We start from the raw sequence: 25,794 nt of genomic DNA on the forward strand, positions 1-25,794 counted from the left end.
GGGGGCAGTCTGCTTCGGAACGGGGCGATTCAGGGCTGGTGTTTCAAGCCTTGAATCGACCGCCTTCGACCTCGGGCGTGCCTACTGGATGATGCCGAAGGCGGTGACGGGCACGACCCAATAGACGAGCTGCGTTCCCGCAAACGCGCTCCTGAGCCGCTCCAGTAGCCGCTCGAGATCCTCTTCCGGCAACACGATCCGCACGACGACCTCGTCGGCATGTCCTTTCACCCGCTCTGCGGCGCTCCGCAGCCGGACGCGCGCGCCGTGTCCGGCCGCTTCCGAGGCGGTGAAGCCCGTCACGAGATCGGTCTGCTCGCTCAGATGGTCGAGCACCTCGCTGTGAAGCGCATCCGGCACGATCAGGGTCAGGCAGACGGCTTGGCTGCTCATGTCGCTTCCTTCGCAGCGGCGCCGTAGCGGCGATACAGGATCGGCAACAGGATCAGCGTCAGCAGCGTGGACGACAGCAGGCCGCCGATCACGACGATCGCGAGCGGACGCTGGACCTCCGATCCGGGCCCCGATGCAAACAGCAGCGGGATCAATCCCAGCGCCGTGATGCTCGCCGTCATCAGCACAGGCCGCAGCCTGCGCTTGGCGCCTTCGACCACGATGCGCTGCTCGGGGACCCCGTGAGCGCGCAACTGGTTGAAGTGAGACACCAACACGACACCGTTGAGCACGGCGATTCCGAGCAGGGCGATGAAGCCGACCGAGGCCGGGACGGACAGGTACTCGCCACTCAAGACCAGCGCGAACACGCCGCCGATCAGCGCAAAGGGAATGTTGACGAGGACGAGCAGGGCCTGGCGCACCGAGCCGAACGTGGTGAAGAGCAGCACGAAGATCAAGCCGATCGCGACCGGCACCACGACGGACAGACGCGCGGCCGCACGCTGCTGGTTCTCGAACTGCCCGCCCCATGTCAGCCGATAGCCGGACGGCAGCGGCAGCTCGGTTGCGACCCTTTGCTGGGCCGCCTGGACGAAGCCGACCATGTCGCGGCCGCGGACATTGCTGCGAACCACGCTCATGCGGTTGCCGTCCTCCCGGTCGATCTTCACCGGGCCGTCGACGCGCTGGATGCGTGCGACCTGAGAGAGTGCGACATGCTGGCCGGACGCAAGCGTCAGCGGCAATGCCGCCAGCATCGTGGGCGCCTGCCGCGTGGCCTCGCTGCCGCGGACCAGGATCGGCGTCCGGCGTCCCTCCTCGAGCGCGGTGCCGATCGTCCGGCCTTCGATCTGCGTGCGCAGGGAGGCCGAGATCGAGTCCACCGTGAGCCCGAGGCGGCCCGCCTCCATGCGGTTGACGGCGATCGTGTAGTACTGCGCGCCTTCGTTGAGCGTCGTGTAGACGTCCTGGGCGCCGTCGATGTCGGACATGATCGCCGACAGCTTGGCTGCGATCTCGTTGAGCTTGGTGATGTCCGGGCCGAAGATCTTCACCGCGACGTCGCCGCGCACGCCGCTGATCATCTCCTGCACGCGCATGTCGATCGGCTGCGTGAAGCTGAGCGAGACGCCGGGAAAGCCGGTCAGGACCTCGCGAAGCTTCTCGAGCAGGGCATCCCGATCGCTGGTCTGCCTCTGGTCCGCCGGCTTGAGCACCAGGAACGTGTCGGTCTGATTGGGGCCCATCGGATCGAGCCCGAGCTCGTCGGAGCCGGTGCGCGCGATGATGCCGGCGACGTCGGGCACCTTCATCAGGGCCGCCTGCAGCCGGGCATTGATGGCGAGGGACTCGTCGAGATTGACGGACGGCAGCGTCTCCACGCTGACGATGACGTCGCCTTCGTCCATCGTCGGCATGAAGGTCTTGCCCAGCTGGGTGTAGCCATATCCTGCGGCAACGAGGCCGACCAGCGCCGCTATGATCACCTTGCGCTCGTTCCCGAGCGCCCAGTCGAGCGCGGGTGCATAGACGCGCTGCGCTGCGCGGATCAGCAATGGATCGTCATGCGACGCGGATGTGAGCACGAAGGATGTTGCGACCGGAAGCACCGTCAGCGCCAGCAGCAGCGACGCGGCCAGGGCGAAGATGATCGCCAGCGCGACCGGAATGAAGAGCTTGCCCTCCAGCCCCTGCAAGGTCAGCAGCGGAACGAACACGATGATGATGATCAGGACGCCCGAGGCGACCGGCTGCAGGACCTCGCAGACGGAGCGGTAGACGATGTGGATCAGCGGCGTGGTGCTTGCGTGATCGTGCTTGGCGAGATTGCCGACGATGTTCTCGACCACCACGACCAGCGCGTCGATCAGCATGCCGATTGCGATCGCAAGGCCGCCGAGACTCATCAGGTTGGCGGACATGCCGACAGCCCGCATCACGATCAGCGCCATTACGATCGCGAGCGGCAGGCTGAGCGCAATCACCAGCGAGGCGCGCCAATTGCCGAGGAACAGCAGCAGCAGCACGACGACGAGCACCGTGGCTTCGCCGAGCGCCCGGACCACCGTGCCGACGGCGCGGTTGACCAGCCGGCTGCGGTCGTAGAACACGTTGATGGTGACGCTGCTCGGCAGCGACGGCTTCAGCTCATCCAGCCGGGCCCGAACGTCGCGCACCAATTGTCCGGCGTTGGCGCCGCGCAAGCCGAGCACGAGCCCCTCGACCGTCTCGCCCTTGCCGTCTTTCGTGACGGCGCCATAGCGGGTGAGGGCGCCGATCTTGACCCGCGCGACGTCGCTGACCCGGATCGGGATTCCGTCGCGGGTGTCGACGATGATCGCGCGGATGTCGTCGATGCCGCGGATGCTGCCCTCGATGCGGACCAGCGCGCTGTCCTCGCCCTGGTTGACCCGCCCGGCACCGTCGTTGCGGCTGTTGGCCTCGATGGCCTTGCGAAACAGCTCGGACGAGATGCCGCGCGCCGCCAGCGCATCGTTCCGCGGCACGATTTCGAAGGCGCGAACATAGCCGCCGAGCGCGTTGACGTCGGCAACCCCGGGCACCGTGCGCAGGGCCGGGCGGATGACCCAGTCGAGCAAGGTCCGGCGCTCGGCCAGCGACAGATCCGGACTGTCGATCGTGAACATGAACATCTCGCCCAGCGGACTGGTGATCGGCGCAAGGCCGCCGCTCACGCCCTCGGGGAAGTCGCGCGAAATGTTGGAGAGCCGCTCCGACACCTGATTGCGGGCCCAGTAGATGTCGGTGCCGTCCTCGAAGTCGACGGTGATGTCGGCCAGCGCATATTTGGTCGCCGAGCGCAGGATCTTCTTGTTCGGCAATCCGAGCAGCTCCAGCTCGATCGGAACCGTGATGCGCTGCTCGACCTCTTCCGGCGTCAGGCCGGGGGCCTTCATGATGATCTTCACCTGGACCGGCGAGACGTCCGGAAAGGCATCGATCGGCAGGCTCGGCAGGACGACAGCGCCCGCGCCGATCACCAGCAGCGTGCTCAGGATGACGAAGAGCCGCTGCGACAGCGCGAATGCGACCAGCCGCTGCAGCATCTACTGCCCCAGTCGCGAGAGGATGCCGCGCAGCGCCGAGATGCCGCCGATGGCGATCTCGTCCTTGTCCGTGAGGGGGCCGGCGATGACGACGTGATCCTGATCCTCCGCGAGCAGCGTCACGGGGACGAGCCGGAAACCGCCTTCCGTGGCGACGAACACCGAGGTCTGCTCGCCGCGACGGACGAGGCCGCTATAGGGAATCTCCCATGCGCTTTCGCCTGCCGAGATGAAGCCGATGCGAGCGGCCGCCATCTGTCCGGAATGCAGCTCGCCATTGTTGGGAATCTCGGCGCGGACGAGAATGGTCTGCGTGGCGGCATCCGTGGTCTCGGACACCAGGATGACCTGGCCCGGTGTCGCATAGCCTTCGATGTCGACCTTGGCGCCCGTCTTGATCGCGCCGATGTTGGTCGCGGGAATCGCGATCTCGGCCCAGAGCGGCGACAGCCGCGCGAGCTTCACCAGGGACGCGGCCTGCTCCAGGCGCTGGCCCGGCGATACCGCGATCTCGACCACCGACGCAGCACGCGGCGCGGTGACGGTAAGCGTGGCGCTGATCGCCGCATCGCTGCTAAGCCGGGAGATCGCCTCGTCGGACAGACCGCTGATGTGCAGCATCTGCCGGCGTTCGGCGACGACGATGCTGGCCTGGCGCGCTTCCGCCTGGCTCGACTCCAGCACGCGTTGCGGGATGGCCTTGCCTTCGAACAGGTCGGCGTTGCGCTTCAGCTGCTGAGCCGCGAGGCCCTCCTGGGCCAGCGCATGCAGGTAGTCGCGCTGCAGTGAGACGAAGCTCGGACTTTCCAACGTAAGCAGCGGCTGTCCGACGGCCACGCGATCGCCGCGGGCGACGGCGAGGTTGGTGATCATCCCCGCGACCGGCGCGCTGACGACCCACAGCTGAGGCGTGGGAATGACGATCTGCGCGGGATAAGGCAGCGTCCTGTCCATCCGGCTGGAGATCGGATGCGTCACGCGCACGCCGAGGTTCTGCGCCTGGCTCGGCGTGAGCTTCAGCTCATCATCGCCTGACGCGGCGCAAGGCCCGACGACGAGAGCCAGCGCGAGAGCTGCGCGGCACAGACGGGCCGCAGACCGGTGGAGGAATCGCTTGGGCATCTCGACTAGGAATCTTCAGGTGCATGCATGACACATTCTCTACACTATTTCGGCCGATTTCCGCGACTGTTGACCTGGGTCAATCGGAGCTGGTCACGAACCCGGGAGGTTACTTCTCGTACCGCCAACGAGTCGCATTGGTGGCATCGCACGCGCCAGCGTCTCACACGGCATCGGCTGGAACGAAACAGCTGATGATGATGTCGCCGCGGTGATGGGCGTACCACACCACGGCTTCGCCGATCGGGTTGCCGCGGTCGCGGATGATGGCGCGCTCCGGTACCGCCATCCATCGGCCCTCGATCGGTACCCAATAGGTGCCGTCGCGCACGTCATAGGTCGTGCGGTGGCCGTCGGAGATATCGCAGCACGGCACGCCGTTGGGGGCGATCACGCTCTTGAACCACGCACGAATGTCCGGCGGGACGTTGTCGAACTGCCCGTTGTCGAAGGCGGCCGCGACGGTCGCGCAGGCGAGCGAGCCGATCATGACGGCAGCCAGCACCATCCTGCGCATGCACTGCTCCCTCCGCCGACCTACATGCCGCGCTGCGGCGCCGTCGCCAGCAGGTCGCGCAGCGCCTCGCTGTAGAACTTCGCATTCCCCGTGGTCAGGTGGCCGCGCGTCTCGGCCGAGGTCGGGATGAGGAAGAGCTTGCCGTTGGCGACGCGCTTCATCGCGTCCACGGTCACGCCGGTCTCCGGCGGGTTGCGCTCGTCGTCGGCCGAATTGATCAGCATCACGGTCGCCTTGATCTTGTCGAGATCGGCGGACGGATTGTAGTCGTGCGAGGAATCCCACTGATAGATGAAGTCGTTGGCGTCGGCGGGGATCGGCGTGGCGAGCCGCTCCTCGACGAGCTTGTCGGCCTTGGCGGCGGTCGGCGCCGCGAGCTGATAGGCGACGGTGCCGCCGGCCGAGGCGGTGGCGTAGGCCGTGACGGCGTATTTCATCATGCGCGGCTGTGCGGTGTAGTTGCCGCCGTTGTAGTCGGGATCGTTGCGGATCGTCTCCAGCATCAGCCGGCGCAGCATCCAGTTGCGGGCCGCCATTTCGGTCGGCTGCGAGGCCATCGGCACCGCCACGTCCATGAACTCCGGATAGCGCGTGGCCCACACCCAGCTATGCATGCCGCCCATCGAATTGCCGATCACGAGCCGCAGGTGCTTGATGCCGAGCCCCTCGGTCAGCAGGCGGTGCTGCGCGTCGACCATGTCGGCATAGTCATAGGCGGGAAATTTCGTCTTCAGCCCGTCGGAGGGCTTTGACGATTTGCCGTGGCCGATGCTGTCGGGGATGATGATGTAGTACTTGCTCGCGTCGAGCGGCTGGTCCTTGCCGAACAATTCGCCGGCGAAGGTCGGCACCAGCATGCTTGCGCCGGAGCCGCCGGTGCCATGCAGCACCAGCACCGGCTGTCCGCTCGGCTCGCCGACCGTCGTATAGTGCAGCCTCAGCTCCGGCAGCGTTTCGCCGGTGTGAAACTTGAAATCCTTGACGACGAAGTCGCCCTGCTTCGGGGCGGGATAGTCGGCGGCGCGGGCCGGCGCGCAAAAAACGATGACGGCGGCAAAAACGGCGGCAAGCGGTCGAAACATGGACTCCCCCTGATCAAGCGCAGCTCTTCCGGCTGCGTCGGGGGCATGATAGCACGGTCCGCGACCTGGTTCAGTACCGGATTGATGGGACCCATCATGTGCCGCAACATCAAGACGCTGTTCAATTTCGAGCCGCCGGCGACCGAGGCTGAAATCCAGGCCTCGGCCCTGCAGTTCGTGCGCAAGCTGTCCGGCTTCAACGCGCCGTCGCAGGCCAACGAGGCCGCCTTCGCCCGCGCGGTCGAGGAGGTAGCCGACGCCGCGCGACGGCTGCTGACCTCGCTGCAGACCCAGGCGCCGCCGCGCGACCGCGAGATCGAGGCGGCCAAGGCGCGAGAGCGCTCGGCGGCCAGGTTCGGTCCGCGCTGAGGCTCGCCGCACCCGGACGCAAACCGGAGCTCAGAAGCCGTCGTCGTCGTGGTCGTCGCGGCCCTCGGCGTGCTTCTCGTGCTTCTTCTTTTTCTTGCCCTTCTTCTTTTTCTTCTTCTTCGGGAGGTCGATCTCGTGCGGATCGTCGTCCTCGAAGGCCTCGTCCAGCGCATCGTCATGCGTGGTGGCGGCGAAGATGTCGCGCACCGCGACCAGCTCGGCCTCGCGCTCATGCGCCTCGCGATCCCGCGCGCGCTTGTAGTCGTCATAGGCGGCGAAGATCTGCTCCAGCCAGGGCATCAGCTGATCGATCGTCGGCAAGGTGCCCGGCGGCCCCGGCTCGCCCTGCGGGCCTTGCGGTCCGGCAGGTCCCGGCTTGCCGGGCGGACCGGCCTCGCCGCGCGGCCCCTGCGGGCCGGGCCTGCCTTGCGGACCCGCCTTGCCGTCGGGACCCGGCTTGCCGCGCTGACCATCCGGTCCGCGCCGCCCGGGCTGCCCTTGCGGGCCACGTGGACCCACCGGGCCCTGCAGGCCGCGTCCGGCCGGATTCTTTGCCACCACCGCAACTCCGCTACACGTCTTTGATTCGCAGCGAAGCCTAACAGAGCGGCGACGACGGCAGCAATTGCAGCAGGGCTGCGAGGCCGATTGATCAACATCAATCGGCGCCGCATCCTGATGAGTTCCACGCGATGGGATATCGCGTGGCCGCCGTCGGATCAGGCCGAGTAGGCCGGCACCGCGATGCCGTCGGCCGTGTAGCTGCGGATCTTGTTGCGCAAGGTGCGCACGGGCATGCCGAGCAGCCTTGCGGCGTGGGTACGGTTGCCGTTGCAGCGCGCCAGGGTCTGCACGATCAGCTCGCGCTCGATCTCTGACAGGGGCGTGCCGATCAACAGCGGCAGGATTTCCGCCGCGGAGCGCGACGGTGGCATGGCAAGCGGCACGAGTGACGGACTTGCGGCTTCGGATGACAACTCTTGCGACATAACACCTCCCGATCAACGCCCGCGCCGACAGAAACGACGCGCAAACATCGAGACCAACTAAACATCCAGCCCGTAAATCACCGTGGTCGGACAAGGTTAATGGGGCCTTAACGCCGGCGCCCGGCGGCCTTGCACGCGCCAAATACCCCGAAATCGCCTTGGTTCTGCGCGGGTCTCGACCCATTTCGCCAGCGCCCGCGGCACATCCCGGTCGGCTGGCCTTCGTCCCACGCCATGCGGGCGGCTGACATTCGCGCCGCCACAGTTCCTGCACTGCGAGCGCGTCATTTCGAACACACCGGCGGCGGCGCATGCGCGGTGCCGCGCAAAGGGCTAAATTCGGCCGGATCGATTCGCTTGATGGGGCGCGATCGTCACACGTGGCCATCGAATTACCTCAAGTTCACTTCGCTGGAGACTTCATCCATGAGAATTGCATCCTTCGTCCGTGGTCTGCTGGTGGCACTGACGGCTGCTTGCGGCGCCGTCATTCCGGCTACGGCGCATGCGGATGGCGGCTTCATCACGCTGACCATCTACAAGGCGGGGTGGATCATCGGCGGCTCCGGCGGCAGCGGCGTGTTGAACTTCCACGGCCGCGCCTATCCGCTGTCGACCGGCGGCCTCGATTGGGGCCTGGTGTTCGGCGGCTCGCGCACGGTGCTGCGCGGCCGCGTCAGCAACATCTGGCGTCCGTCCGACGTCGAGGGCGTCTACGGTGCCGCCGGCGCGGGCCTCGCCGTCGGCCGCGGCGTGCGCGGCATCGTGCTGACCAACCAAAAGGGCGCGGTGCTGGAGCTGTCGGGTGAGCAGATCGGGCTGCTGGCGAACGTCGACCTGTCGGGTCTCGCGATCACGATCAGGTAGTTGTCGCGTCGCCCGGTTAGTACCACGCAACGAGCTGTCGTCGCCCGCCTGCGCCGACGATGACAGCGTTTTCCGTGCTGAGCGCGACGCCAACATCTATCTCTCCGGACTCATGACTCCGCGTTCTCGCCGCACCGCGTGCGCGAGGAATGCATCGTGCGAGCCCCGTCTGATATCGAGAGGGGCAGGGAAGGCCGGGAGCTCGCCGCTCCCATGGTCCGCGTGCAACAAAAAGCACGCGGCAGAACCACAGGTTCGGCGGAGACATCCCGGCCTTCCCTGCGCGCATGGTCTGACGGCTTATACGTGGTCTCCCTGGCGCGCCGGCTTGTTGGCCGCCATTGCACGCGCCACGCTTCCGCATGAGCACGCACGTGATACCAGCGTCGGGGTATCAGGACATCACGACTTCGCCGTACGTGACCGCCGGCGCTCGTCCGGCGCAGCGATCACGTCCACCGCGGCCCACCTCCACGTATCGTGACGACGCGTACGTCCCTCTGCATGAGGCGGGTTGAGCGAAAGCATCGTCCTGATTTGCCCGACGAGGCAAGTGTGCAGACCTGCGGCAAACTAACACGACGGGCAGTTGGTGCATGGGGCGCATGCGCGGATTGCCCGTCGGGCGAACGATGCTTGTTTGGCCCTTGGTCATGCCTGAACCGCACCGTCGCTGGCGCAGGGATGAGTTACAAGCTGCTCGTCATGCACCGCGCAGAGGTGTGTCGGGTGGGCAAAGGCGCGCCACGTCGCTGGTGGAGTGACGGGCTCTATCACGCGCTGTGCCCACCATCCTGCTGTCGCGTGTGCTGATCGACGGTGGGCACGCGACCGCCCTGCGGGCGGCTGCTTTGCCCACCCTACCGATTCTCATCGACTGCGGTGACAGGCGCTGCGTTAGACGCGATCCCGGTGACATGCGCCGCGAGCTCGCGCCACGGCTGCAACGTCCACGCACCCGAGGCCGCGCCGGAGGGCGAGGCGAGCACGAACACGACCGGGAAATCATCCTGCTCCGGCTGTCGCCCGAGCGCGATCGCGCCGGTCGGCCGGCCGTAGAACAGGCTCGCGGCCTTCTTGCTGGTGAAGGCGACCGTCGCCGGCCGATGGCGCCGGATCTTCGCGGCAAAGCCGGCGACGTCGACGCCGGCCTTCAGCGCGACATGGTCCATGCCCGCGCCCTGCTTGCACAGATCGGTGAAGCCGATGCCGAGCGACAGCAGCGCCGGAAACTCCTGCGGTTGGTACAGCCGCGGCGTCAGGCCGATTGCCTGCAGCGTGCGCCAGAAGCGGTTGCCGGGATGAGCGTAGTAGTGTCCGGTCGCGGCTGACCGTTCGCTCGCGGCGGTGCCGACGAAGACGAGGCGCAGGCCGGGCTGGAGCTGATCGGGCAGGCGGTCCATGGCGTCGTTGTCGCATTGTTGCGGTCGCCGCAACAGCCTGTTGCCGGCGGGCTGCATTGTTGCCGCGATGCCCCTGGTCTATGTGACAGGAAGCCACGGGAGCACCTGATGTCACAACGTCGTCTGTATCATTTCGCCCTCTCCGGCCACGCGCATCGCGCGCGGCTGATGCTGAGCCTGCTCGGCCTGCCTTGCGAGCTCATCGAGGTCGACCTCAAGGGCGGCGCGCACAAGCGGCCGGACTTTCTTGCGCTCAATCCGTTCGGCCAGGTGCCGGTGCTGGTCGACGGCGATGCCGTGATCCCCGATTCCAACGCGATCCTGGTCTATCTCGCCGGCCGCTATGACGGCGCGGCCAAATGGCTGCCGCACGATCCGTTCGGCCAGGCCCAGGTGCAGCGCTGGCTGTCGGCCGCGGCCGGTCCGCTCGCGTTCGGCCCGGCGGCGGCGCGGGTTGCGACCCTGTTCGGCGCGCCGCTGGACATGGCGAGGGCGCACCAGCTCGCCCACGGCCTGTTCACGGTGATGGAAGGCGAGCTCTCTGCGCGGCCATATCTCGCCGGCGCGGCGCCGACCATCGCCGACGTCGCGCTGTTCAGCTACACCGCGCACGCGCCCGAAGGCGGCGTGTCGCTGACGCCGTTCCCGAACGTGCAGGCGTGGCTGGCGCGGATCAGGGATCTGCCAGGCTTCGTGCCGATGCCGGCGAGCGCGGTCAGCGCAGCCTGACCGGCGCTAGATCATGATGCGATTCCACGGAATCGCATCATGATCTCATCTCCTTGTTTGAGCATGATCTCCGCGCAAACGCCTTCGGCGTTTGTCGCGAGGGAAAACCGGCTTCCACTTTTCCGGATCATGCTCTCATGCACGACGGTGTGCGAACGCCGCTTACAGGAAGCAGCGGCGCTCGTCGCGCAGCTTGAGCTGGATGTTGGTCGCCTCGACGAAGGTCGGCACCGGCTTGGACACGATCTTGTAGGTCGACGGCCACTCCACCGGCTTGGACTGCAGCTCGGTGTTCCAGATCTGGCAGATGCCGGTGTTGTCCCAGCGGATCACGTAGTAGCCGGACTTGGGCGCAGGCGCGGCGAAGGCGGTGGGCACGATGGAGGCGGCAGCAATGGCCGCGGCGGCGGCGAGCGTGGTCAGGCGACGCATCATCAATCTCCTCAAACGAAACAACGACAATCGCCCGCCCGCGCGGGCCACCGGCCGTGCGGCCGGACCAAGGCGAAAGTGGTGCGACAAAAGCGCGCGCAACGCAAGCTTGCGCGTGCCGTCATTCACAGCGATGTCCGGGATGTGAACGACGACATGCCGCCGTCACATGATGCCATCAGGCGGGCGCGGGCTCAGAGCGTGCAGCGGCCCTGCTGACGCAGCCTGATCTGCCGGGTCACGGCGTCGTTGAACGTCGGCACAGGCGGACTGATGACCTGATAGCTCGACGGCCATGCGACCGGCTTGAATGCGAAGGCCTCGCTCCAGACCTGGCAGATGCCGGTATTGTCCCAGCGGATGATGTAGTAGCCGGCCTGCGCCGGCGCGGCGGCCAGCAGGGTGGCCGCGGCGAGGCCTGCGGCCAAACAGACTGTGGTGAAACGAGGCATCGTGAAAACTCCGGCAACAAACTGGCCCCAGCCCGCGGCCGGCCCTATGTCGGAGCGGTCTCGTTCATTTTGAAGGCAGCCGCGCAGGAATCATGCGGCAAAAGCGCGCGATCACGGCTGACGAGGCGGATGGCAGCGAACGGAGCCTCACCGGATGCGCGGCGCGCCGCATGGATTGCGGCCGCCGCCATCCGACGCCGTCACGTCGGCGACGTCGGCGCGAGCGTCAGGGGCGGACGGTCTCGGTGCCTTGGCGGGAGGAGAACCTGAGATCCGCCGCGAAGCCCGCTGTCGGGACGAAAGCCGGGACCACGCCGATGGGGGGCGGCTGCGAGGCCACCGGCCGCGCGCGGCGGCGCAGGAAGTGGCGCTCGAGATAGGCGTAGGACAGCGTGGCCGCCAGGACCGACAGCGGCAGCCCGATCGCGAGCCGCAGCGGCCACCACACGCCGTAGCTGTCGAGGAAATTCAGGATCGGCAGGTGCCAGAGATAGATGCCGTAGAAGATCCGGCCGAGGAAGAGCGCGACCGGCCATTCGAAGATGCGGTGGAGAATCGTGCCGTGGCTGCGCGCCAGCATGGTCAGCGCGAGGATGCCGGGAAGCACGCCGCACACCATGCTGCCGAACAGATAGTAGTTCATGCTCGGTCCGTCCGCCGGCCAGAACAGGAAGGTGACCGTGCCCCAATAGATCAGCAGCGGCCACGCCAGCTTCGGCCAGAGCCGGTCGAGCGCGGGTGAGGCGCCGTGCGGCACCAGCCTGAGCACGACGGCCATCGCGCAGCCCGCCATCAGGGCGTCGGCGCGGGTGTCGAACGCGGTGTAGAGCCGCCGCCACTCCGCGCCATCGAGCACCAGCGCCACGCGCCAGGCCCAGATCGCGGCCGCAATGGCGCAGATGGCGCCGACCAGCCGCCAGGTGACGCCGAAGCGCTTCACCAGGAAGACGAAGGTCAGCGGCCACAGCAGATAGAACTGCTCCTCGGTCGACAAGGTCCAGGTGTGGCCGATGTCCTCGATCGTCTTCGGATCGAACACGTACCAATAGTTGGACATGTAGGAGAGCGCGATCGCGGCGCGCTCCAGCGCCGGCAGGAATGGCGGCCGCAGCAGCCAGGTGAACAGCAGGTAGGCGGCGAGCATCAGCAGCAGCGGCGGCACGATGCGGGCGAAGCGCCGCGCATAGAACTGCCGGAACCTGATGTGGCCGTGCTTGTCGATGTCCCGCAGCAGCAGGCCGGTGATGTAATAGGCGCTGGCGACGAAGAACAGGTCGATATAGAGCACCGCGCCCGGCACGAGCGTATGCGAGACATGCGCCGTGACGACGCCCAGGGTCATCAGCCCGCGCATGCCGTCATGCGAGGGAACGTAGCCGAGCGGATAGACCTGGGCCTGGAAGGCCTCCCGGATCGCCTCCCGCAACGGCGCCGTGGCGGCGGCCGCGAGGCGGAACAGGGCATGAAACGGCCATGGATAAAACATTTATCGTCAGATTTTCGGAGATAATGTTTCGGACTATTAAATCCTATTTAAAAATTAAATAATCCGCAAGTAGCGAAATAGCAGGGCGGCTGTCATGACGACGCAGGGTTGCGGCGGAATGAGGCAAGTCGCCTGCGGTGGCGGCAGACGGCGGACGTCAGTGCAGGTGATGCGAAGGGAACTCGCGATGCTGACCGCGGAGCGCAACGGCGTGTTGCTCGGTCGGCATATTCCGCGCGTCGCGTCCTGTCGGCTACACGGCAAAGCGTGTCGGCCGATCAGCAGCACGATCGCTGGACAGTCACTTAGTCATCGGCTGTCGCCTCATCGGAAGAATCGTAGGGTGGGCAAAGCGACGTCTTGCTCGCTGCATCACCACGCGCCGGCGGGAGCGTGCCCACCATGCCCACCGCGGTGGGCACGCCTCCGCCGCCGCTTTGCGAGCGCCGCCGGACGCTTTGCCCACCCTACGGTGTCGCGACCGCCGCGACGCCCTCGATCAGCATCTTCTGGAGTGCGGGCAGCACACGAACGAATGCGCGCCCACGACGATGTAGGTGTCGCCAACATGGTCATGCAATTATTGGCTGTAAGCAATGAAGTTGAAGTTTAAAGTCCGCGGTTGTTTGAGCGAGGCCGATTTTTCAGTGTCATTTCAACGGAGCTTGTCATGGAAGAAGCCCATCTCAAGGCATTCGAGGCTCTGCCTCAGTCCACCTCGTGCAGGATCATCACGTTCGACAGCGCGACCGTGGTGCCTGGCATCGTTCCGGACACCTACTTCCTGATCGTCACCGGCACCAAGCCCTGGGTCACGATGAAGGTCGAATTGCATCCGCTGATCTATATCCGGCAACCCGAATATTGGGGCATCGAGGTGGTCGGCTGCCAGAGCGGCATCGGCCTGCCGCAGCCGGCGCCGTATCACGTGGTCCTCGACATCACGCATGTGCGCGGCAAAAAGGGGATCGAGGTGATCGGCGCCACCAGCAGGAAGCAGATCAACGTGCCGTAGGAAGGTTGAGGGCCGGGTGGCCACTCGTCCACAGCCACGCCTGGACGTAACGGGGCCGAGCATGGCGCCGCGAGATACAGCGCCCTCGCCCCTTGTGGGAGAGGGCGCATTCATGCGCGCCGCGCGAAGATCTTCAGAGCTTTATCCCGGAACGGCGCGTTATTCGTCGGCAGGTGTCGGGATCGCCGCGACGCCCTCGATCTCGATCAGCATCTTCGGATCGGGCAGCGCCACCACCACGCACGTCGTCCGCGCCGGATACGGCGCCGGCCCGAACGCCGCGGCATAGAGCCGGTTCATCGTCGCGACATCGGCCGCGCGCGTCAGCAGCACGTTGACCTTGACGAGATGGCGCAAGGTGACACCGCCCTCGATCAACACGCGCGTGAAGTTGGTCACGACGTTGGCGAACTGCGCCTCGAACTCGTCGGGCAGATTGCCGTCCGCGTCGAAGCCGGGAATGCCGGAGATGAAGAGGAGGTCGCCGATCCGCGTGCCGAACGACAGCGGCGGGGCTTTGATGTGGGGTGGGGCGGGGATGTGGTGGATGGGCATTGGAATTGCTCAACCCGGTAAGATCGTGTCGGCCACGTTTGCGAAGGGAGGTCTCCCATTTTGCGTCTGTATAGTCGACTATCATTGGCGATGCGAGGCCGTTCCTTGGCTCGCACGACCGGTCGCCTCCCTTTTCAGTATTAAGAGCGGATCAGAAATCTAGCTGAGGTTGGGTCTCTTGTGCTAATCAACCTCTCGCCAAGACTGCGGCGCTCCGCACTGGAGGGTCATCGGGCATTGAGGCTCGGATCGCGGAGACCAAGCGCGGAAACGAGGGGATAATTGCAGATGGTCAAATCTAACGAGCCTGCGTTTAGCGATCAGGGGCGTGAACTAATAATTCCACTAGAGCCCGCATTGCTTGGTGAATTTATTCTGGGATTGCTCGGACAGCGTAGATCTATCGATCAGCAGTTCCGAGATCGCATATTTTTGATCGACATTAAGTGGCTCCTGAATCTTGATGATATTGTGGAGCAGAGAATTTCCTCTCAGAACGCCGGATCGTTAGTTTCATTTTCGGCAAAGATCTACTATGACGATGGACGAATTACGAATTTGACTTCACGAAGTGCATTCCGGTCGTTTCACGATATTTCGACCCGGATTGCGATTGGTGTGGAGTTGGGGTGGGCCTATCTGATAAAATTTCCGAACGCAAAAACTCCTGAAAAACAGGAAATAAAGTTTCGGGCGTTTACGGACCGTCGAGCTATGGATCTCAAGCCAATTACTAAAAAGGGCAGCTCTCTGTTTTTGGCTTCAGGCGAGTCTGATCAAGAACTTTCCTTTTCTGTCTCTTTTACAGATCTGACTTGGGGGGAAGATCTGGCGAATCATATGTCTTCTTTTGTGAATTCGAAGACAGCAAGATTCGGTCGGATCACCCGCGTTGCTAAGTCTATCGATCATCGGACAGTGGTTCCGATAGTGTTTTCGTTTGGTATGCTTGGAAGCATTTTTTTCTCGGAGAAGGATAACCACTCCTCGAAAGTTTTGGAGAACTATAAGATAGTACTTCCGAGCGATGCCCTGAATTTTGATTTTGACCGAAAGTTAAATTTCTTGTCGGAATCTCAGGCAGTCCTTCTGTTGAAGGGCGTACGAGTGTTTGCGCCGCTATTTCAGTTGATGCTGGTGTTTACGGCCTTGTATGTAATTTCGCTGGCTCTTGCGGCTAGAAAAGCAAGCTTCATATCTGTGAACGAACACTCCGAAGCGTACTACAATCGCGTGAGTCATAGATTTGAGATTTTTAAGTATGGAGTTATTCTTGCTTCCATCGTTGGCGTTGTGGCGGGTGTGTTTTCGAGCTCAATATATGAGTATCTCAAGAGTGTTCACCTTTTTGTTCCTTAGCTTGATTGAGCAGGCGTTGCCTATTCGAGTTTCTGGACCGCCGGAGTTTTCGAGTAGATGAGCGGCTGTGCACTAAATGGCGCTTAGCTTAATCCAAGCGCCATCTATGCTTGTTTTCGTGTTTGGTGTGCCTCACAACGCCTTGTTGCTCTCCTTCACCTTCTCCGCATCGAGATACACGCTCCCGCCCATTTCCTTGAACTTGGCGCTCATCTGGGCCATGCCGTCCGCGATGGTGCCGCTGATGGTCATGCCGACCGTCGTCGGATCGTTCAAGGTCGCCGCGTAGTCGCGGACGTCCTGGGTGATCTTCATCGAGCAGAATTTCGGGCCGCACATCGAGCAGAAATGCGCGACCTTGTGGGCTTCCTTCGGCAGCGTCTCGTCGTGGAAGCTCTTGGCGGTGTCCGGGTCGAGGCCGAGGTTGAACTGGTCGGTCCAGCGGAACTCGAAGCGGGCGCGGGACAGCGCGTCGTCGCGCAGCTGCGCGGCGGGGTGGCCCTTGGCGAGGTCGGCGGCGTGGGCGGCGATCTTGTAGGTGATGACGCCAGTCTTGACGTCGTTGCGGTCGGGCAGGCCGAGATGTTCCTTCGGCGTCACGTAGCACAGCATGGCGCAGCCGAACCAGCCGATCATGGCGGCGCCAATCCCTGAGGTGATGTGGTCGTAGCCCGGCGCGATGTCGGTGGTCAGCGGCCCCAACGTGTAGAACGGCGCCTCGCCGCATTCCTTGAGCTGCTTGTCCATGTTGATCTTGATCTTGTGCATCGGCACGTGGCCGGGGCCCTCGATCATGACCTGGCAGCCCTTGTCCCAGGCGATCTTGGTGAGCTCGCCCAAGGTCTCCAGCTCGGCGAACTGCGCGCGGTCGTTGGCGTCCGCGATCGAGCCGGGGCGCAGGCCGTCGCCGAGGGAGAACGAGACGTCATACTTGCGCATGATGTCGCAGATCTCCTCGAAATGCGTATAGAGGAAGCTCTCCTTGTGATGCGCGAGGCACCACTTGGCCATGATCGAGCCGCCGCGCGAGACGATGCCGGTGACGCGGCTCGCGGTGAGATGGATGTAGGCGAGGCGCACGCCGGCATGGATGGTGAAGTAGTCGACGCCCTGCTCGCACTGCTCGATCAGGGTGTCCTTGTAGAGCTCCCAGGTCAGCGCCACCGGATCGCCGTTGCACTTCTCCAGCGCCTGGTAGATCGGCACGGTGCCGATCGGCACCGGCGAGTTGCGCAGGATCCATTCCCGCGTCGTGTGGATGTTGCGACCCGTCGAGAGGTCCATCACGGTGTCCGCCCCCCAGCGGATCGCCCACACCATCTTGTCCACCTCCTCCTCGACCGAGGAGGTCACCGCCGAGTTGCCGATGTTGGCGTTGATCTTGGTGAGGAAGTTGCGGCCGATGATCATCGGCTCCAGCTCGGCGTGGTTGATGTTGCAGGGGATGATGGCGCGGCCGCGCGCGATCTCGTCGCGGACGAATTCCGGGGTGATGAAGGCGGGCACGGAGGCGCCGAAGCTCTCGCCGTCGGCGAGCGCGGCCTCGGCGCGCGCGAGCTGGGTCTTGCGGCCGAGATTCTCGCGCTCGGCGACGTAGATCATCTCCTTGGTGACGATGCCGGCGCGGGCGAATTCGAGCTGGGTGATCTTGTGGCCGTCGAGGCCGCGCAGCGGCTTGTGATGCGCGGTGAACGCCTTCGCCGCCTTGTCGGCGCCGACATTGCCGTTGTCCTCGGGCTTGATGTCGCGGCCGACATATTCCTCGACGCCGCCGCGCTCGCGCACCCAGGCGGAGCGGGCGCGCGCCAGGCCGGCATTGACGTCGATGGTGACGGAGGGATCGGTGTAGGGACCGGAGGTGTCGTAGACCGGCAGGTTGGGCTCGGAGGCGGCTTCGGAGAGAATGATCTCGCGCAGCGGCACGCGCAGATCGGGCGCGGAGTCCGGCACAGCATAGATCTTGCGCGAGGACGGCAGCGGGCCGGTGGTGACGGCGGGCAGGGTGGTGTCGGGATTGGAGCGGATGTTCATGGGGTCCTCCTTCTCAATTGTTGTTGTCGGAGTGAATGGGGGCCGTCATTGCGAGGAGCGGGAGCGACGAAGCAATCCAGGGCGGCACGCGCGGCCCTGGATTGCTTCGCTCCGCTCGCAATGACGATGGAGAGAGTTGCGGTTCATATTGGCTCGCCGCGTATGCCGAGCGGAGATGATTTGGCGCTGTGAGGGGGGCACGCTGCTCAGGCTCCCTCCCCCCTTGTGGGGGAGGGTTGGGGAGGGGGGTGAGCCGCACCCAGCGCCCCCGGGGCTACCCCCCTCCCTAGCCCTCCCCCACAAGGGGGGAGGGAACGACGGAGAGCGGGGCGACGTCAGGGCCCAATCACTGTCAGAGGCATTCGCAAATGCTGCGCGCATCAGGCCGGCTCCCTGGTCGCATCGAGCCAGGCGCGGACGCGGGCGTCGGGGTCGGGGTTCTGGGTGACGTCGCTGACGACGGCGATCGAATCGGCGCCGGCGGCGAAGATCTCCGCGGCCTGCTCCAGCTTGATGCCGCCGATCGCGACCAGCGGGATGTTGCCGACGCGCTTCTTCCATTCGCCGATCTTCGCAACGCCCTGCGGCGCGAAGCGCATCGCCTTCAGCGTGGTCGGGAAGATCGGCCCGAGCGCGACATAGTCGGGCTCGGCGGCGAGCGCGGTCTCCAGCTCGGCATCATCATGCGTGGAGAGGCCGAGCGTCAGGCCGGCCTGCTTGATCGCGACGACGTCGGCCTCCGCCAGATCCTCCTGGCCGAGATGGACGTGCTGCGCACCGGCGACAACGGCGGCGCGCCAGTAGTCGTTGACGATCAGCTTCGTCGCGGTGCCCCTGGTGATCGCCAGCGCATCGGTGACGATCTGCAGCGCCTCGCCGTCGTTCAGGTCTTTCGCGCGCAACTGCACGGTGCCGACGCCGAGCTTGGTCAGGCGCTCGACCCAGGCGAGGCTGTCGACGACGGGATAGAAGCGATCAGGATACGGCATGCCAGAACGGGGTCCCAACGACAGGGGTGGAGGGCGAGGCGAAATCGCGGGCGTCCATCAGTCCGGCCTCGTAGGCGGTGCGGCCGGCCTCGACCCCGAGCCGGAAGGCGCGGGCCATCGCGACGGGATCGGCGGCTTTTGCCACCGCGGTGTTGAGCAGCACGGCGTCGTAGCCGAGCTCGAGCGCCTCCGCGGCGTGGCTCGGCGCGCCCAGGCCGGCGTCGACCACGAGGGTGATGTCGGGCAGGCGGTCGCGTAAAAGCTTCAGCGCATCGCGATTGGTGATGCCCTTGGCCGAGCCGATCGGCGCCGCCCAGGGCATCACGACCTTGCAGCCGGCATCGACCAGCCGCATCGCGACCGTGAGATCCTCGGTGCAGTAGGGGAAGACCTCGAAACCGTCCTTGATCAGGATATCAGCGGCTTCGACGAGACCGACCACGTCGGGCTGCAGAGTGTCGTTGTCGCCGATGACTTCGAGCTTGATCCAGCTCGTGCCGAACAATTCGCGCGCGAGCTTCGCCGTCGTCACCGCCTCGCGCACGCTGCGGCAGCCGGCGGTGTTCGGCAGCACGGTGACGTCGAGCGCGTTGATCAGCTTCCAGAACGCGTCGCCGGTCTTGCCGCCGGCGGCCTCGCGCCGCAGCGACACGGTGACGATCTGGGCGCCCGAGGCGCGGATCGCGTCCTGCATGATCGCGGGCGAGGGGTACAGCGCGGTGCCGATGAGGAGGCGGGAATGGAAGGTCTTGTCGTAGAATTTCACCATCGATGATCTCCGTCATGTCGGACGGTGTCGCTCCGAGTACCGCTGTCGTCCCGGCGAACGCCGGGACCCATGCCGTGTGATCTCACATTGAGGCATGCGGGGTAAGACCGAGCGCTATCACCGCAGCCGGTGGCCATGGGTCCCCGCTTTCGCGGGGACGACGGCTGTGAGTGCCGCGTGAGCCGGGCCATCACTCACCCTCCCTGCCGGGGGGTGATGATCTCGATCTCGTCGCCTGCCTTCAAGGCCGTCTCTGACCAGCGGCTCTTCGGCACGACGTCGTAGTTCAGCGCGATGGCGAAATGGGTGCCCTCGTAGTCCAGCTCGGACAACAGCGCAGTAACGCTGGTCGCGCTGATGTCGCGGGCCTCGCCATTGACGGTCACGCGCATCGCATCACCTCGTTGTCGATCTGGCCGTGCGCGAGATAGTTCAAGGTCGCCTGCGCCAGCGCCGGCGCGATCAGGAAGCCGTGGCGGTAGAGACCGTTGACGCGGATCTCGCGCTCGCCCTTGATGGTGATGCGCGGCAGATTGTCGGGATAGGCTGGCCTGAGCCCCGAGCCGAATTCGAGGATGCGCGCCTCGCCGAACGCCGGATGCACCGAGTAGGCGGCGCCGAGCAATTCCAGCGCCGAGCGCAGGCTGACGCCGGTGTCCTCGGCCTCGAGCGAGGTCGCCCCCAGCATGAACAAATTGTCCTCGCGCGGGATCAGATAGAGCGGGAAGCGCGGATGCATCAGCCGCACCGGCCGCGCGAGCTGCACCTCGGCGGTCTCGATCAGGATCATCTCGCCCTTGACGCCGCGCAGCTCGGGCTCGGCGTCGCGCGCCTCCAGCCCGCGGCAGTCGATCACGAGGCCGTCGAGATCATCGGCCGTGACGTCGCTGTTGAACAGCACCCGGCCGCCGGCCTCGACGATGCGCTGATGCAGCTTCGGCAGCACGCGGCGCGGCTCGACATGGCCCTCGGTCGGGTAGAACAGGCCTTCGCGGAAGCGGCCCTCCAGCGACGGCTCCAGCGCGGAAAGCTGCTGCGCGTCGAGCCGCTGATAGCCGGAGGTGCGGCGGGCGAAGCGGTCGTAATCGGCGCGGTCGCGGGCATGCGCGATCACCAGCGAGCCGTTGAACGGCGTGTCCGGCAGCTCGCGCCGCCAGATGTCGAGCGCGGCGAGGCCGAGGCGGCTGATGATCGGCTCGGCGACCTCGCTCTCGCAATAGGGCGCCAGCATGCCGCCGGCCCAATGGCTGGTGGAGAGCATCAGGTCGGAATCGCTGCGCTCGTGCAGGGTGACCTCGCGGCCCGCGCGCGCGAGCAGCAAGGCCTGCCAGGCACCTGCGATGCCTGCACCGATGATGGATACGGGGACATCCCCGCGCGTGGTTGTCTGCTGCATCCCTGTCCCTTCGCCGGCATGACCCGGATCAGGTTCAAAGGGTCACCGCATCACGCTGCGGTATCTCAGCTCCCCCTCGGAGCTCCCCTCGGAACGCGCTTAAAATAGACCGATACGGCCCCGTGTCAACGGAGTGTCACGGAAAGACAGTTTGGGGCGGTGAGGAACCAAGCGCAATCAGTGCGCGCGGGCGCGGCGGCCGGTCGCGATTTTCGGGGTGATGTCGAGCGGGCCGCTCGTCCGCTCGGAGCGGCCGGCGGGCTGCGCGTCAGCCAGGCGCTGCCGCTTGGCCTCCTCGTAGTAGCCCCTGGCGAAGTAGAGCACGGCGCGGTCGTGGTCGCCGCGGGCGGCGCGGTAGGCGCCGGCGAGATAGCGCACGCCATAGGTGAGATTGGTGTTCGGATCGTGCAGGCCCTGCGCGTCGCCGGTGTAGCCGAGGCCGCGCGCGGTGCCGAGCTTGATCTGCATCAGGCCGATGCAGCCGCAGCGGCCGACCAGGTCCTTCTGGTATTTGCTCTCGCGCACGATGACGCGGTGGATCAGCGATTCCGGAATGTTGTTGGCGGCGGCGTGCACCGCCACCAGCGCGTCGATGTGCGGATGGCCGGTGTCGATGTGGCGCGGCTTGGTCTCGGCCGCCCTGCGCTCGGCGTCGCGGGGCTCGGCCGCAGCGGCCGGGATGGCGTCGGTGTCGGCGGGCGCTGAGGCATTGGCGTCCATCGGCGGCGAGGTGTCGGCGCTGCTGACGGCCTCGATCGCCTCGACCTCGCGCGCGGCCTTGGTCACCGCGCTGCGTGCGGCCAGCTCCCTGGTGCCGTCGGAGCGGACATGGGCGAGCTTGACCTTGCCGGCCTTCGGCTTGGCTGCATTGTCCGATGCGGTGCTCGCATCATCGGCAGCCATTGCGAACGGCACGGGACCAGCCATCGCGAAGCCTGCAATGCAGGCCGTCAGCACAAGACGTCTCATGTGTCAGGATCCCCCGGGAACCACACGCATGCCGAGCAGCCCCCCAGCACGCGCTTTACACTTTGCACACCGTAATTGGCGCGAACGCCGGGCGATAATGTGGCAATAATGGGGCGACGGCGCCGGGCGAGTGCGGATGCGCCGGCGGTTTACCGCGAATTATGCCGTGCATGCTTGGCTGGCGGAGCAATTCCGCCAACGGGGCCCTGCCGCGATGACGCTGTCTGTCACCCACACCGAAGCGACCGCCGGGCGCACGCAGGCGCTGCTGCCACTATGGGTCGGCGCCGGCGTCTATGCGCTGCTGCTGATCTCCGGCAACCGGCTGCTCAACGATCCCGACACGCTGTGGCAGATCACGGTGGGGCAGTGGATCATCGACCACCGCGCGGTGCCCGAGGTCGACGTCTATTCCTTCACCATGCGCGGCGCGCCCTGGATCTCCACGCAGTGGCTGGCGCAGGTCGCCTATGCCGCCGCTTACAGGTTCGCCGGCTGGACCGGGCCGGTGGTGCTGGCGGCCTCGGCGACCGCGCTGTCCTTCGCGCTGTTGGCGCGCGCCCTCAGCCGGCATCTGCGCGACGCCACGACATTGGTGTTCGTGGTCGCGGCGTTCCTGCTCTGCCTGCCGCATCTGCTGGCGCGGCCGCATGTGCTGGCGTTTCCGATCCTGGTGGCCTGGATCGCCGGACTTGTCGATGCCGCCGATCGCAAGGCCGCGCCGCCATGGCTGCTGGTGCTGCTGATTGCGCTGTGGGCCAATCTGCATGGCGGATTCGTGTTCGGCCTGTTTTTCATCGCGCCCGCCGCGCTCGACGCGCTGGTCAATGCCGATGCCTCGGCCCGCCGTAGCCTCGCGCTGCGCTGGGCCGGGTTTGCAGCGCTCGCGCTGGTGGCGAGCTGCTGCACGCCCTATGGCTGGAATGCGCTGCTGGCGTCGCAGAAGATCCTCTCGCTGGGTCAGGCGCTGCCGCTGATCGTGGAATGGAAGGCGACCGATTTCCAGGGGCTCGGTCCGTTCGAGATCTGCCTGCTGATCGCCATCGGGTTCGCGCTGTTCCATGGCCTCAAGTTGCCGCCCGTGCGCATCATGATGCTGCTCGGCCTGCTGCACATGGCGCTGGCGCAGGCGCGCGCGGCGGAGATCCTGGCGCTGGTGGGCCCGCTGGTGCTCGCCGCGCCGCTGGCGCGGCAGGCGGGTGCGTCGCCCGTGCTGCCGCAGGCGCGCGCGCCGGGCGCGGCGCTGACGGCGGCAGTGATGCTCGCGCTCGGCGCCGGCACCATCGCGTCGGCCGCGATCCTGAACTACGCGCCGAACATGCGCGGCACCCCCGTCGCGGCCGTGACCGAGCTGAAGAAGCTCAACCTCACGCGGGTCCTCAACGACTATGATTTCGGCGGCTACCTGATCTCGGCCGGTGTCGCGCCGTTCATCGACGGCCGCACCGAGCTCTACGGCGAAAAATTCTTCGTCGACCACAATGCCGCCTCCGGCCTGATGGAGCCGGATAATCTGTTCCGCCTGCTCAAGGACTACGACATCGAGGCGACCCTGCTGCGCACCCAGAGTGCTGCGACCAAGCTGCTCGATCACGTCGACGGCTGGCAGAAGGTCTATGCCGACGACATCGCCACCATCCATCTGCGCAAGGCGGGCGCCCGCCATGTCGCGGAACCGGCGGTCACCTCCGACGGCAATTGAATCAAAGACGTCGATCCCATCCGCGTGAGGTTGGATGTCGCGCGGCATCCCGGCGCGTGCAAATCCGCCGCCGCGCGGGTAAGATCGCGGCCGTCAGTTCGACAGCATGCCTGACTCATTCAACCTGACTCATTCAAGAAGACTGAACAGAGAGGGAGCGCGTCATGGCCGTGAAGGCAGCCGACGATCATTCACCCCGCATTGACCGTTCATTCGACATCGACGCGACGCCATCCACGGTTCGCGTCGTGGATCTGCCGCGAAACAATCCCTGCGCCCAATGTGGCGAGGCGATCGCATTGCCGTCCTGGGTCGAAAAGGACGGCCGCCGCACCGCCTATCTCTGGCACTGCCGCCTCTGCGACTATCGGTACGAAACCATCGCCTTCTATGCCGAGTCCGTCGATCAGGACGGCGCGATGGCGGCGTAGGGGCAGGCGTCCCGCAGCCGAGCAATTCAATTGGCTTGGACGGAATGCTGAACAGATGGTCTATCGGTTGATGCCGATGTGAGCACGGCGATTGCGGCTTGCTCCGCTCGACCTCTCCCCGCTTGCGGCTGGGCGATCGCATATGGTTTTCCTGGGCGGAACCTTCATGGCCTCATGGTTCGAGACGCGTCGCAAGAGCGACGCTCCTCACCATGAGGTTCAACAGCTTTGCGGCGGAGAAAGGCCCTCATCCTGAGGAGCCCGCCGAAGGCGGGCGTCTCGAAGGATGGTCGCGAAAAGACGGCGCGCCCAGCCTCTTTCACCATATGCGATCGCCCTGCCGCAAGCGGGGAGAGGTCGGATTGCATCGAAGATGCAATCCGGGTGAGGGGGGACAGGCATTGGCGCTAACTTACCATTTTGCTGCCGGAAATGGATGATTCCTCGGTCGAGTGACTGACGAATCGCTTTCGAACGCCGAATGGCTGCGCACTATCGCTCGGTTGGGCGGCGCTGACCTGCTTGAGCATGAGGCTCGGGAATTTGGGGCTTTCAAACGAGCCCGCAAGGTCGAATGTGCCGTGGATCAGCTGCGGCTGGTGCTCGCGTATTGTTGGGGGACGCGCGGGCTGCGATTGACCGCCGCATGGGCTGAGGCGATGGGACTTGCTTCATTGTCGAATGTCGCGCTTCTCAAGCGGCTACGCAACTCGGCGGATTGGCTCGAACAACTGGTCAGCCGGCTGCTCGTTGGGAGCGCAGGTGAGACCTGCCTGGCCGCGGCGAAAGGCCGACCGGTCCGTCTTGTGGATGCCACGGCGGTGGCAAAAGCCGGCCGCAATGATCGCGAATCCGGCGGCGTATGGCGGATACATTCAGCTTTCGATCTGGCGAGCGAACGCTTTACCGCCTTCGAACTGACGGATGAGAGCGAGGGCGAGGTCATCGATCGCGCCGGTGTCGTGCCGGGCGAAATTCGCGTCGGCGATCGTGCCTATCTGCAGCCCGATCGGGTCGCCAAGGTGCTTGCTGAAAGCGCTGATATCGTAGTGCGCGCCAAATGGAATGGCGCTCGTTGGCTCGACGCCGACGCGAACCGTCTCGATCTCATTGCTCTGCTAAAAAAGTCGCGTGGCAAGGGACTGGTTGATCGGCCCGTCTGGATCAAGGCTTCGGCGAAAGAGCCTATCGCATTACGTCTGGTGGCGATCCGAAAGCCGAAGCAGGCGCGCGATGCCACGATCGAAAAGATCACGCGCCGGGCACGAGACATGGGCCGCAAGCTGCAGCCCGAGACGTTGGTCGCGGCCGAATGGGTCATCATCATCACCTCGCTCGATCGCGATGAATATCCACTTCCAGCAATCAGCAGCCTCTATCGATTGCGGTGGCGCATCGAGATCGCCTTCAAGCATCTCAAGAGCAGTATCGGCCTCGCGCGACCACCGGGCGAGGATCCCAGGAGTGCGAGAGCGCACATCCTCTGTCATCTTCTGCTGGCGCTGCTGACCGAGCCGCTCATCGCGGAACATCTCGGTGACTCTCCCCGCCGGGAGGCCGCGTGAAGAACGGCGTCTGGCGCCTATTGCGCTTGATCGTCGAGGCCCTCGTCGACGCCGTCATCCCCAAACCCGACGTGCAAACGTTGCGGGCCGCTGCGCGGAAC

General features: G+C 65.4%; 26 protein-coding genes and 1 riboswitch. Of the genes, 8 read left to right on the forward strand and 18 right to left on the reverse strand.

Annotated elements, in window-relative coordinates:
• Positions 1-81: 81 nt before the first annotated feature.
• The 5 genes from QX128_RS20595 to QX128_RS20615 form a co-directional block, all read right to left on the reverse strand.
• On the reverse strand, positions 82-393 hold the full coding sequence (locus QX128_RS20595) for a DUF3240 family protein (protein ID WP_315804523.1): 312 nt from the start codon (positions 391-393) through the stop codon (positions 82-84).
• Entirely contained in the window at positions 390-3,464 is a 3,075-nt protein-coding gene (locus QX128_RS20600) for a CusA/CzcA family heavy metal efflux RND transporter (RefSeq protein WP_316238361.1), read from the reverse strand. The genes QX128_RS20595 and QX128_RS20600 overlap by 4 nt, the downstream gene beginning before the upstream one ends.
• The gene (locus QX128_RS20605) at positions 3,465-4,586 is read right to left on the reverse strand and encodes an efflux RND transporter periplasmic adaptor subunit (protein ID WP_315804357.1); all 1,122 of its coding nucleotides are present in this window, start codon (positions 4,584-4,586) and stop codon (positions 3,465-3,467) included.
• A 163-nt stretch (positions 4,587-4,749) separates the two neighbouring features.
• Positions 4,750-5,103 carry a hypothetical protein gene (locus QX128_RS20610; RefSeq protein ID WP_316238362.1) on the reverse strand — a complete coding sequence of 118 codons (354 nt, stop codon included), beginning with the start codon at positions 5,101-5,103 and terminating at the stop codon, positions 4,750-4,752.
• Between the two features lie 20 nt (positions 5,104-5,123).
• Positions 5,124-6,185 (reverse strand): alpha/beta fold hydrolase, encoded by a 1,062-nt coding sequence (locus QX128_RS20615; RefSeq protein WP_316238363.1) that lies wholly within the window; start codon positions 6,183-6,185, stop codon positions 5,124-5,126.
• Positions 6,186-6,281: 96 nt separating this feature from the next.
• On the opposite strand from QX128_RS20615, the gene QX128_RS20620 reads away from it, so the two are divergent.
• Entirely contained in the window at positions 6,282-6,554 is a 273-nt protein-coding gene (locus QX128_RS20620) for a DUF2277 domain-containing protein (RefSeq protein ID WP_315717862.1), read from the forward strand.
• A 30-nt stretch (positions 6,555-6,584) separates the two neighbouring features.
• Here QX128_RS20620 and QX128_RS20625 read toward each other — a convergent pair whose 3' ends face one another.
• Together QX128_RS20625 and QX128_RS20630 are read right to left on the reverse strand one after the other, a co-directional pair.
• Positions 6,585-7,112, reverse strand: a complete 528-nt coding sequence (locus QX128_RS20625) for a collagen-like protein (RefSeq protein WP_316238364.1) — start codon at positions 7,110-7,112, stop codon at positions 6,585-6,587.
• Positions 7,113-7,273: 161 nt separating this feature from the next.
• A complete protein-coding gene (locus tag QX128_RS20630; RefSeq protein ID WP_316217617.1) occupies positions 7,274-7,543 on the reverse strand; it encodes a helix-turn-helix domain-containing protein in 270 nt (89 codons plus the stop codon).
• Between the two features lie 426 nt (positions 7,544-7,969).
• Here QX128_RS20630 and QX128_RS20635 point away from each other — a divergent pair, with 426 nt between their 5' ends.
• On the forward strand, positions 7,970-8,410 hold the full coding sequence (locus tag QX128_RS20635) for a hypothetical protein (protein ID WP_316177832.1): 441 nt from the start codon (positions 7,970-7,972) through the stop codon (positions 8,408-8,410).
• 860 nt (positions 8,411-9,270) lie between these two features.
• On the opposite strand, the gene QX128_RS20640 is transcribed toward QX128_RS20635, so the two are convergent.
• A complete protein-coding gene (locus QX128_RS20640; protein ID WP_316217616.1) occupies positions 9,271-9,813 on the reverse strand; it encodes a mismatch-specific DNA-glycosylase in 543 nt (180 codons plus the stop codon).
• Positions 9,814-9,921: 108 nt separating this feature from the next.
• On the opposite strand from QX128_RS20640, the gene QX128_RS20645 reads away from it, so the two are divergent.
• Complete coding sequence (locus QX128_RS20645) at positions 9,922-10,542, forward strand: glutathione S-transferase (RefSeq protein ID WP_316217615.1); 621 nt, start codon at positions 9,922-9,924, stop codon at positions 10,540-10,542.
• A 162-nt stretch (positions 10,543-10,704) separates the two neighbouring features.
• Here the strand turns inward: QX128_RS20645 and QX128_RS20650 are convergent, their stop codons facing one another.
• From QX128_RS20650 to QX128_RS20660, 3 genes are all read right to left on the reverse strand, one after another.
• Positions 10,705-10,974 carry a hypothetical protein gene (locus QX128_RS20650; protein ID WP_315827115.1) on the reverse strand — a complete coding sequence of 90 codons (270 nt, stop codon included), beginning with the start codon at positions 10,972-10,974 and terminating at the stop codon, positions 10,705-10,707.
• A gap of 194 nt (positions 10,975-11,168) precedes the next feature.
• The gene (locus QX128_RS20655; RefSeq protein WP_316217614.1) at positions 11,169-11,426 is read right to left on the reverse strand and encodes a hypothetical protein; all 258 of its coding nucleotides are present in this window, start codon (positions 11,424-11,426) and stop codon (positions 11,169-11,171) included.
• Positions 11,427-11,652: 226 nt separating this feature from the next.
• Positions 11,653-12,912, reverse strand: coding sequence for an acyltransferase (locus tag QX128_RS20660; RefSeq protein WP_316238365.1), 1,260 nt, complete (start codon positions 12,910-12,912; stop codon positions 11,653-11,655).
• A gap of 670 nt (positions 12,913-13,582) precedes the next feature.
• On the opposite strand from QX128_RS20660, the gene QX128_RS20665 reads away from it, so the two are divergent.
• Positions 13,583-13,927, forward strand: coding sequence for a hypothetical protein (locus tag QX128_RS20665; RefSeq protein ID WP_316238366.1), 345 nt, complete (start codon positions 13,583-13,585; stop codon positions 13,925-13,927).
• A 159-nt stretch (positions 13,928-14,086) separates the two neighbouring features.
• Here the strand turns inward: QX128_RS20665 and QX128_RS20670 are convergent, their stop codons facing one another.
• Complete coding sequence (locus QX128_RS20670) at positions 14,087-14,482, reverse strand: RidA family protein (RefSeq protein WP_316238367.1); 396 nt, start codon at positions 14,480-14,482, stop codon at positions 14,087-14,089.
• Positions 14,483-14,770: 288 nt separating this feature from the next.
• Here QX128_RS20670 and QX128_RS20675 point away from each other — a divergent pair, with 288 nt between their 5' ends.
• Entirely contained in the window at positions 14,771-15,841 is a 1,071-nt protein-coding gene (locus QX128_RS20675) for a hypothetical protein (RefSeq protein WP_316238368.1), read from the forward strand.
• A gap of 132 nt (positions 15,842-15,973) precedes the next feature.
• Here the strand turns inward: QX128_RS20675 and thiC are convergent, their stop codons facing one another.
• The 6 genes from thiC to QX128_RS20705 form a co-directional block, all read right to left on the reverse strand.
• Positions 15,974-17,872, reverse strand: a complete 1,899-nt coding sequence (thiC, locus tag QX128_RS20680) for a phosphomethylpyrimidine synthase ThiC (protein WP_316238369.1) — start codon at positions 17,870-17,872, stop codon at positions 15,974-15,976.
• Between the two features lie 380 nt (positions 17,873-18,252).
• Positions 18,253-18,861, reverse strand: coding sequence for a thiamine phosphate synthase (locus tag QX128_RS20685; protein ID WP_316238370.1), 609 nt, complete (start codon positions 18,859-18,861; stop codon positions 18,253-18,255).
• Positions 18,848-19,630 (reverse strand): thiazole synthase, encoded by a 783-nt coding sequence (locus QX128_RS20690; protein ID WP_316238371.1) that lies wholly within the window; start codon positions 19,628-19,630, stop codon positions 18,848-18,850. Before QX128_RS20690 ends, QX128_RS20685 begins: the two co-directional genes overlap by 14 nt.
• Positions 19,631-19,824: 194 nt before the next feature.
• Positions 19,825-20,022 carry a sulfur carrier protein ThiS gene (gene thiS / locus QX128_RS20695; RefSeq protein WP_316238372.1) on the reverse strand — a complete coding sequence of 66 codons (198 nt, stop codon included), beginning with the start codon at positions 20,020-20,022 and terminating at the stop codon, positions 19,825-19,827.
• Positions 20,013-21,026 carry an FAD-dependent oxidoreductase gene (locus QX128_RS20700; RefSeq protein ID WP_316238373.1) on the reverse strand — a complete coding sequence of 338 codons (1,014 nt, stop codon included), beginning with the start codon at positions 21,024-21,026 and terminating at the stop codon, positions 20,013-20,015. The genes thiS and QX128_RS20700 overlap by 10 nt, the downstream gene beginning before the upstream one ends.
• Positions 21,014-21,125, reverse strand: a riboswitch (TPP riboswitch). (Overlaps the previous gene by 13 nt.)
• A gap of 78 nt (positions 21,126-21,203) precedes the next feature.
• Complete coding sequence (locus QX128_RS20705; protein WP_316238374.1) at positions 21,204-21,995, reverse strand: lytic transglycosylase domain-containing protein; 792 nt, start codon at positions 21,993-21,995, stop codon at positions 21,204-21,206.
• A gap of 214 nt (positions 21,996-22,209) precedes the next feature.
• Here QX128_RS20705 and QX128_RS20710 point away from each other — a divergent pair, with 214 nt between their 5' ends.
• The 3 genes from QX128_RS20710 to QX128_RS20720 all read left to right on the forward strand — a co-directional run bounded on the left by QX128_RS20710 (position 22,210) and on the right by QX128_RS20720 (position 25,693).
• Positions 22,210-23,697, forward strand: coding sequence for a hypothetical protein (locus QX128_RS20710; RefSeq protein WP_316238375.1), 1,488 nt, complete (start codon positions 22,210-22,212; stop codon positions 23,695-23,697).
• 164 nt (positions 23,698-23,861) lie between these two features.
• Positions 23,862-24,128, forward strand: coding sequence for a hypothetical protein (locus tag QX128_RS20715; RefSeq protein WP_316238376.1), 267 nt, complete (start codon positions 23,862-23,864; stop codon positions 24,126-24,128).
• Between the two features lie 452 nt (positions 24,129-24,580).
• On the forward strand, positions 24,581-25,693 hold the full coding sequence (locus QX128_RS20720; RefSeq protein ID WP_316216447.1) for an IS4 family transposase: 1,113 nt from the start codon (positions 24,581-24,583) through the stop codon (positions 25,691-25,693).
• The last annotated feature ends 101 nt before the right edge of the window (positions 25,694-25,794 follow it).

This window comes from Bradyrhizobium sp. SZCCHNR1015, assembly GCF_032489875.1.
Taxonomy (GTDB): domain Bacteria; phylum Pseudomonadota; class Alphaproteobacteria; order Rhizobiales; family Xanthobacteraceae; genus Bradyrhizobium.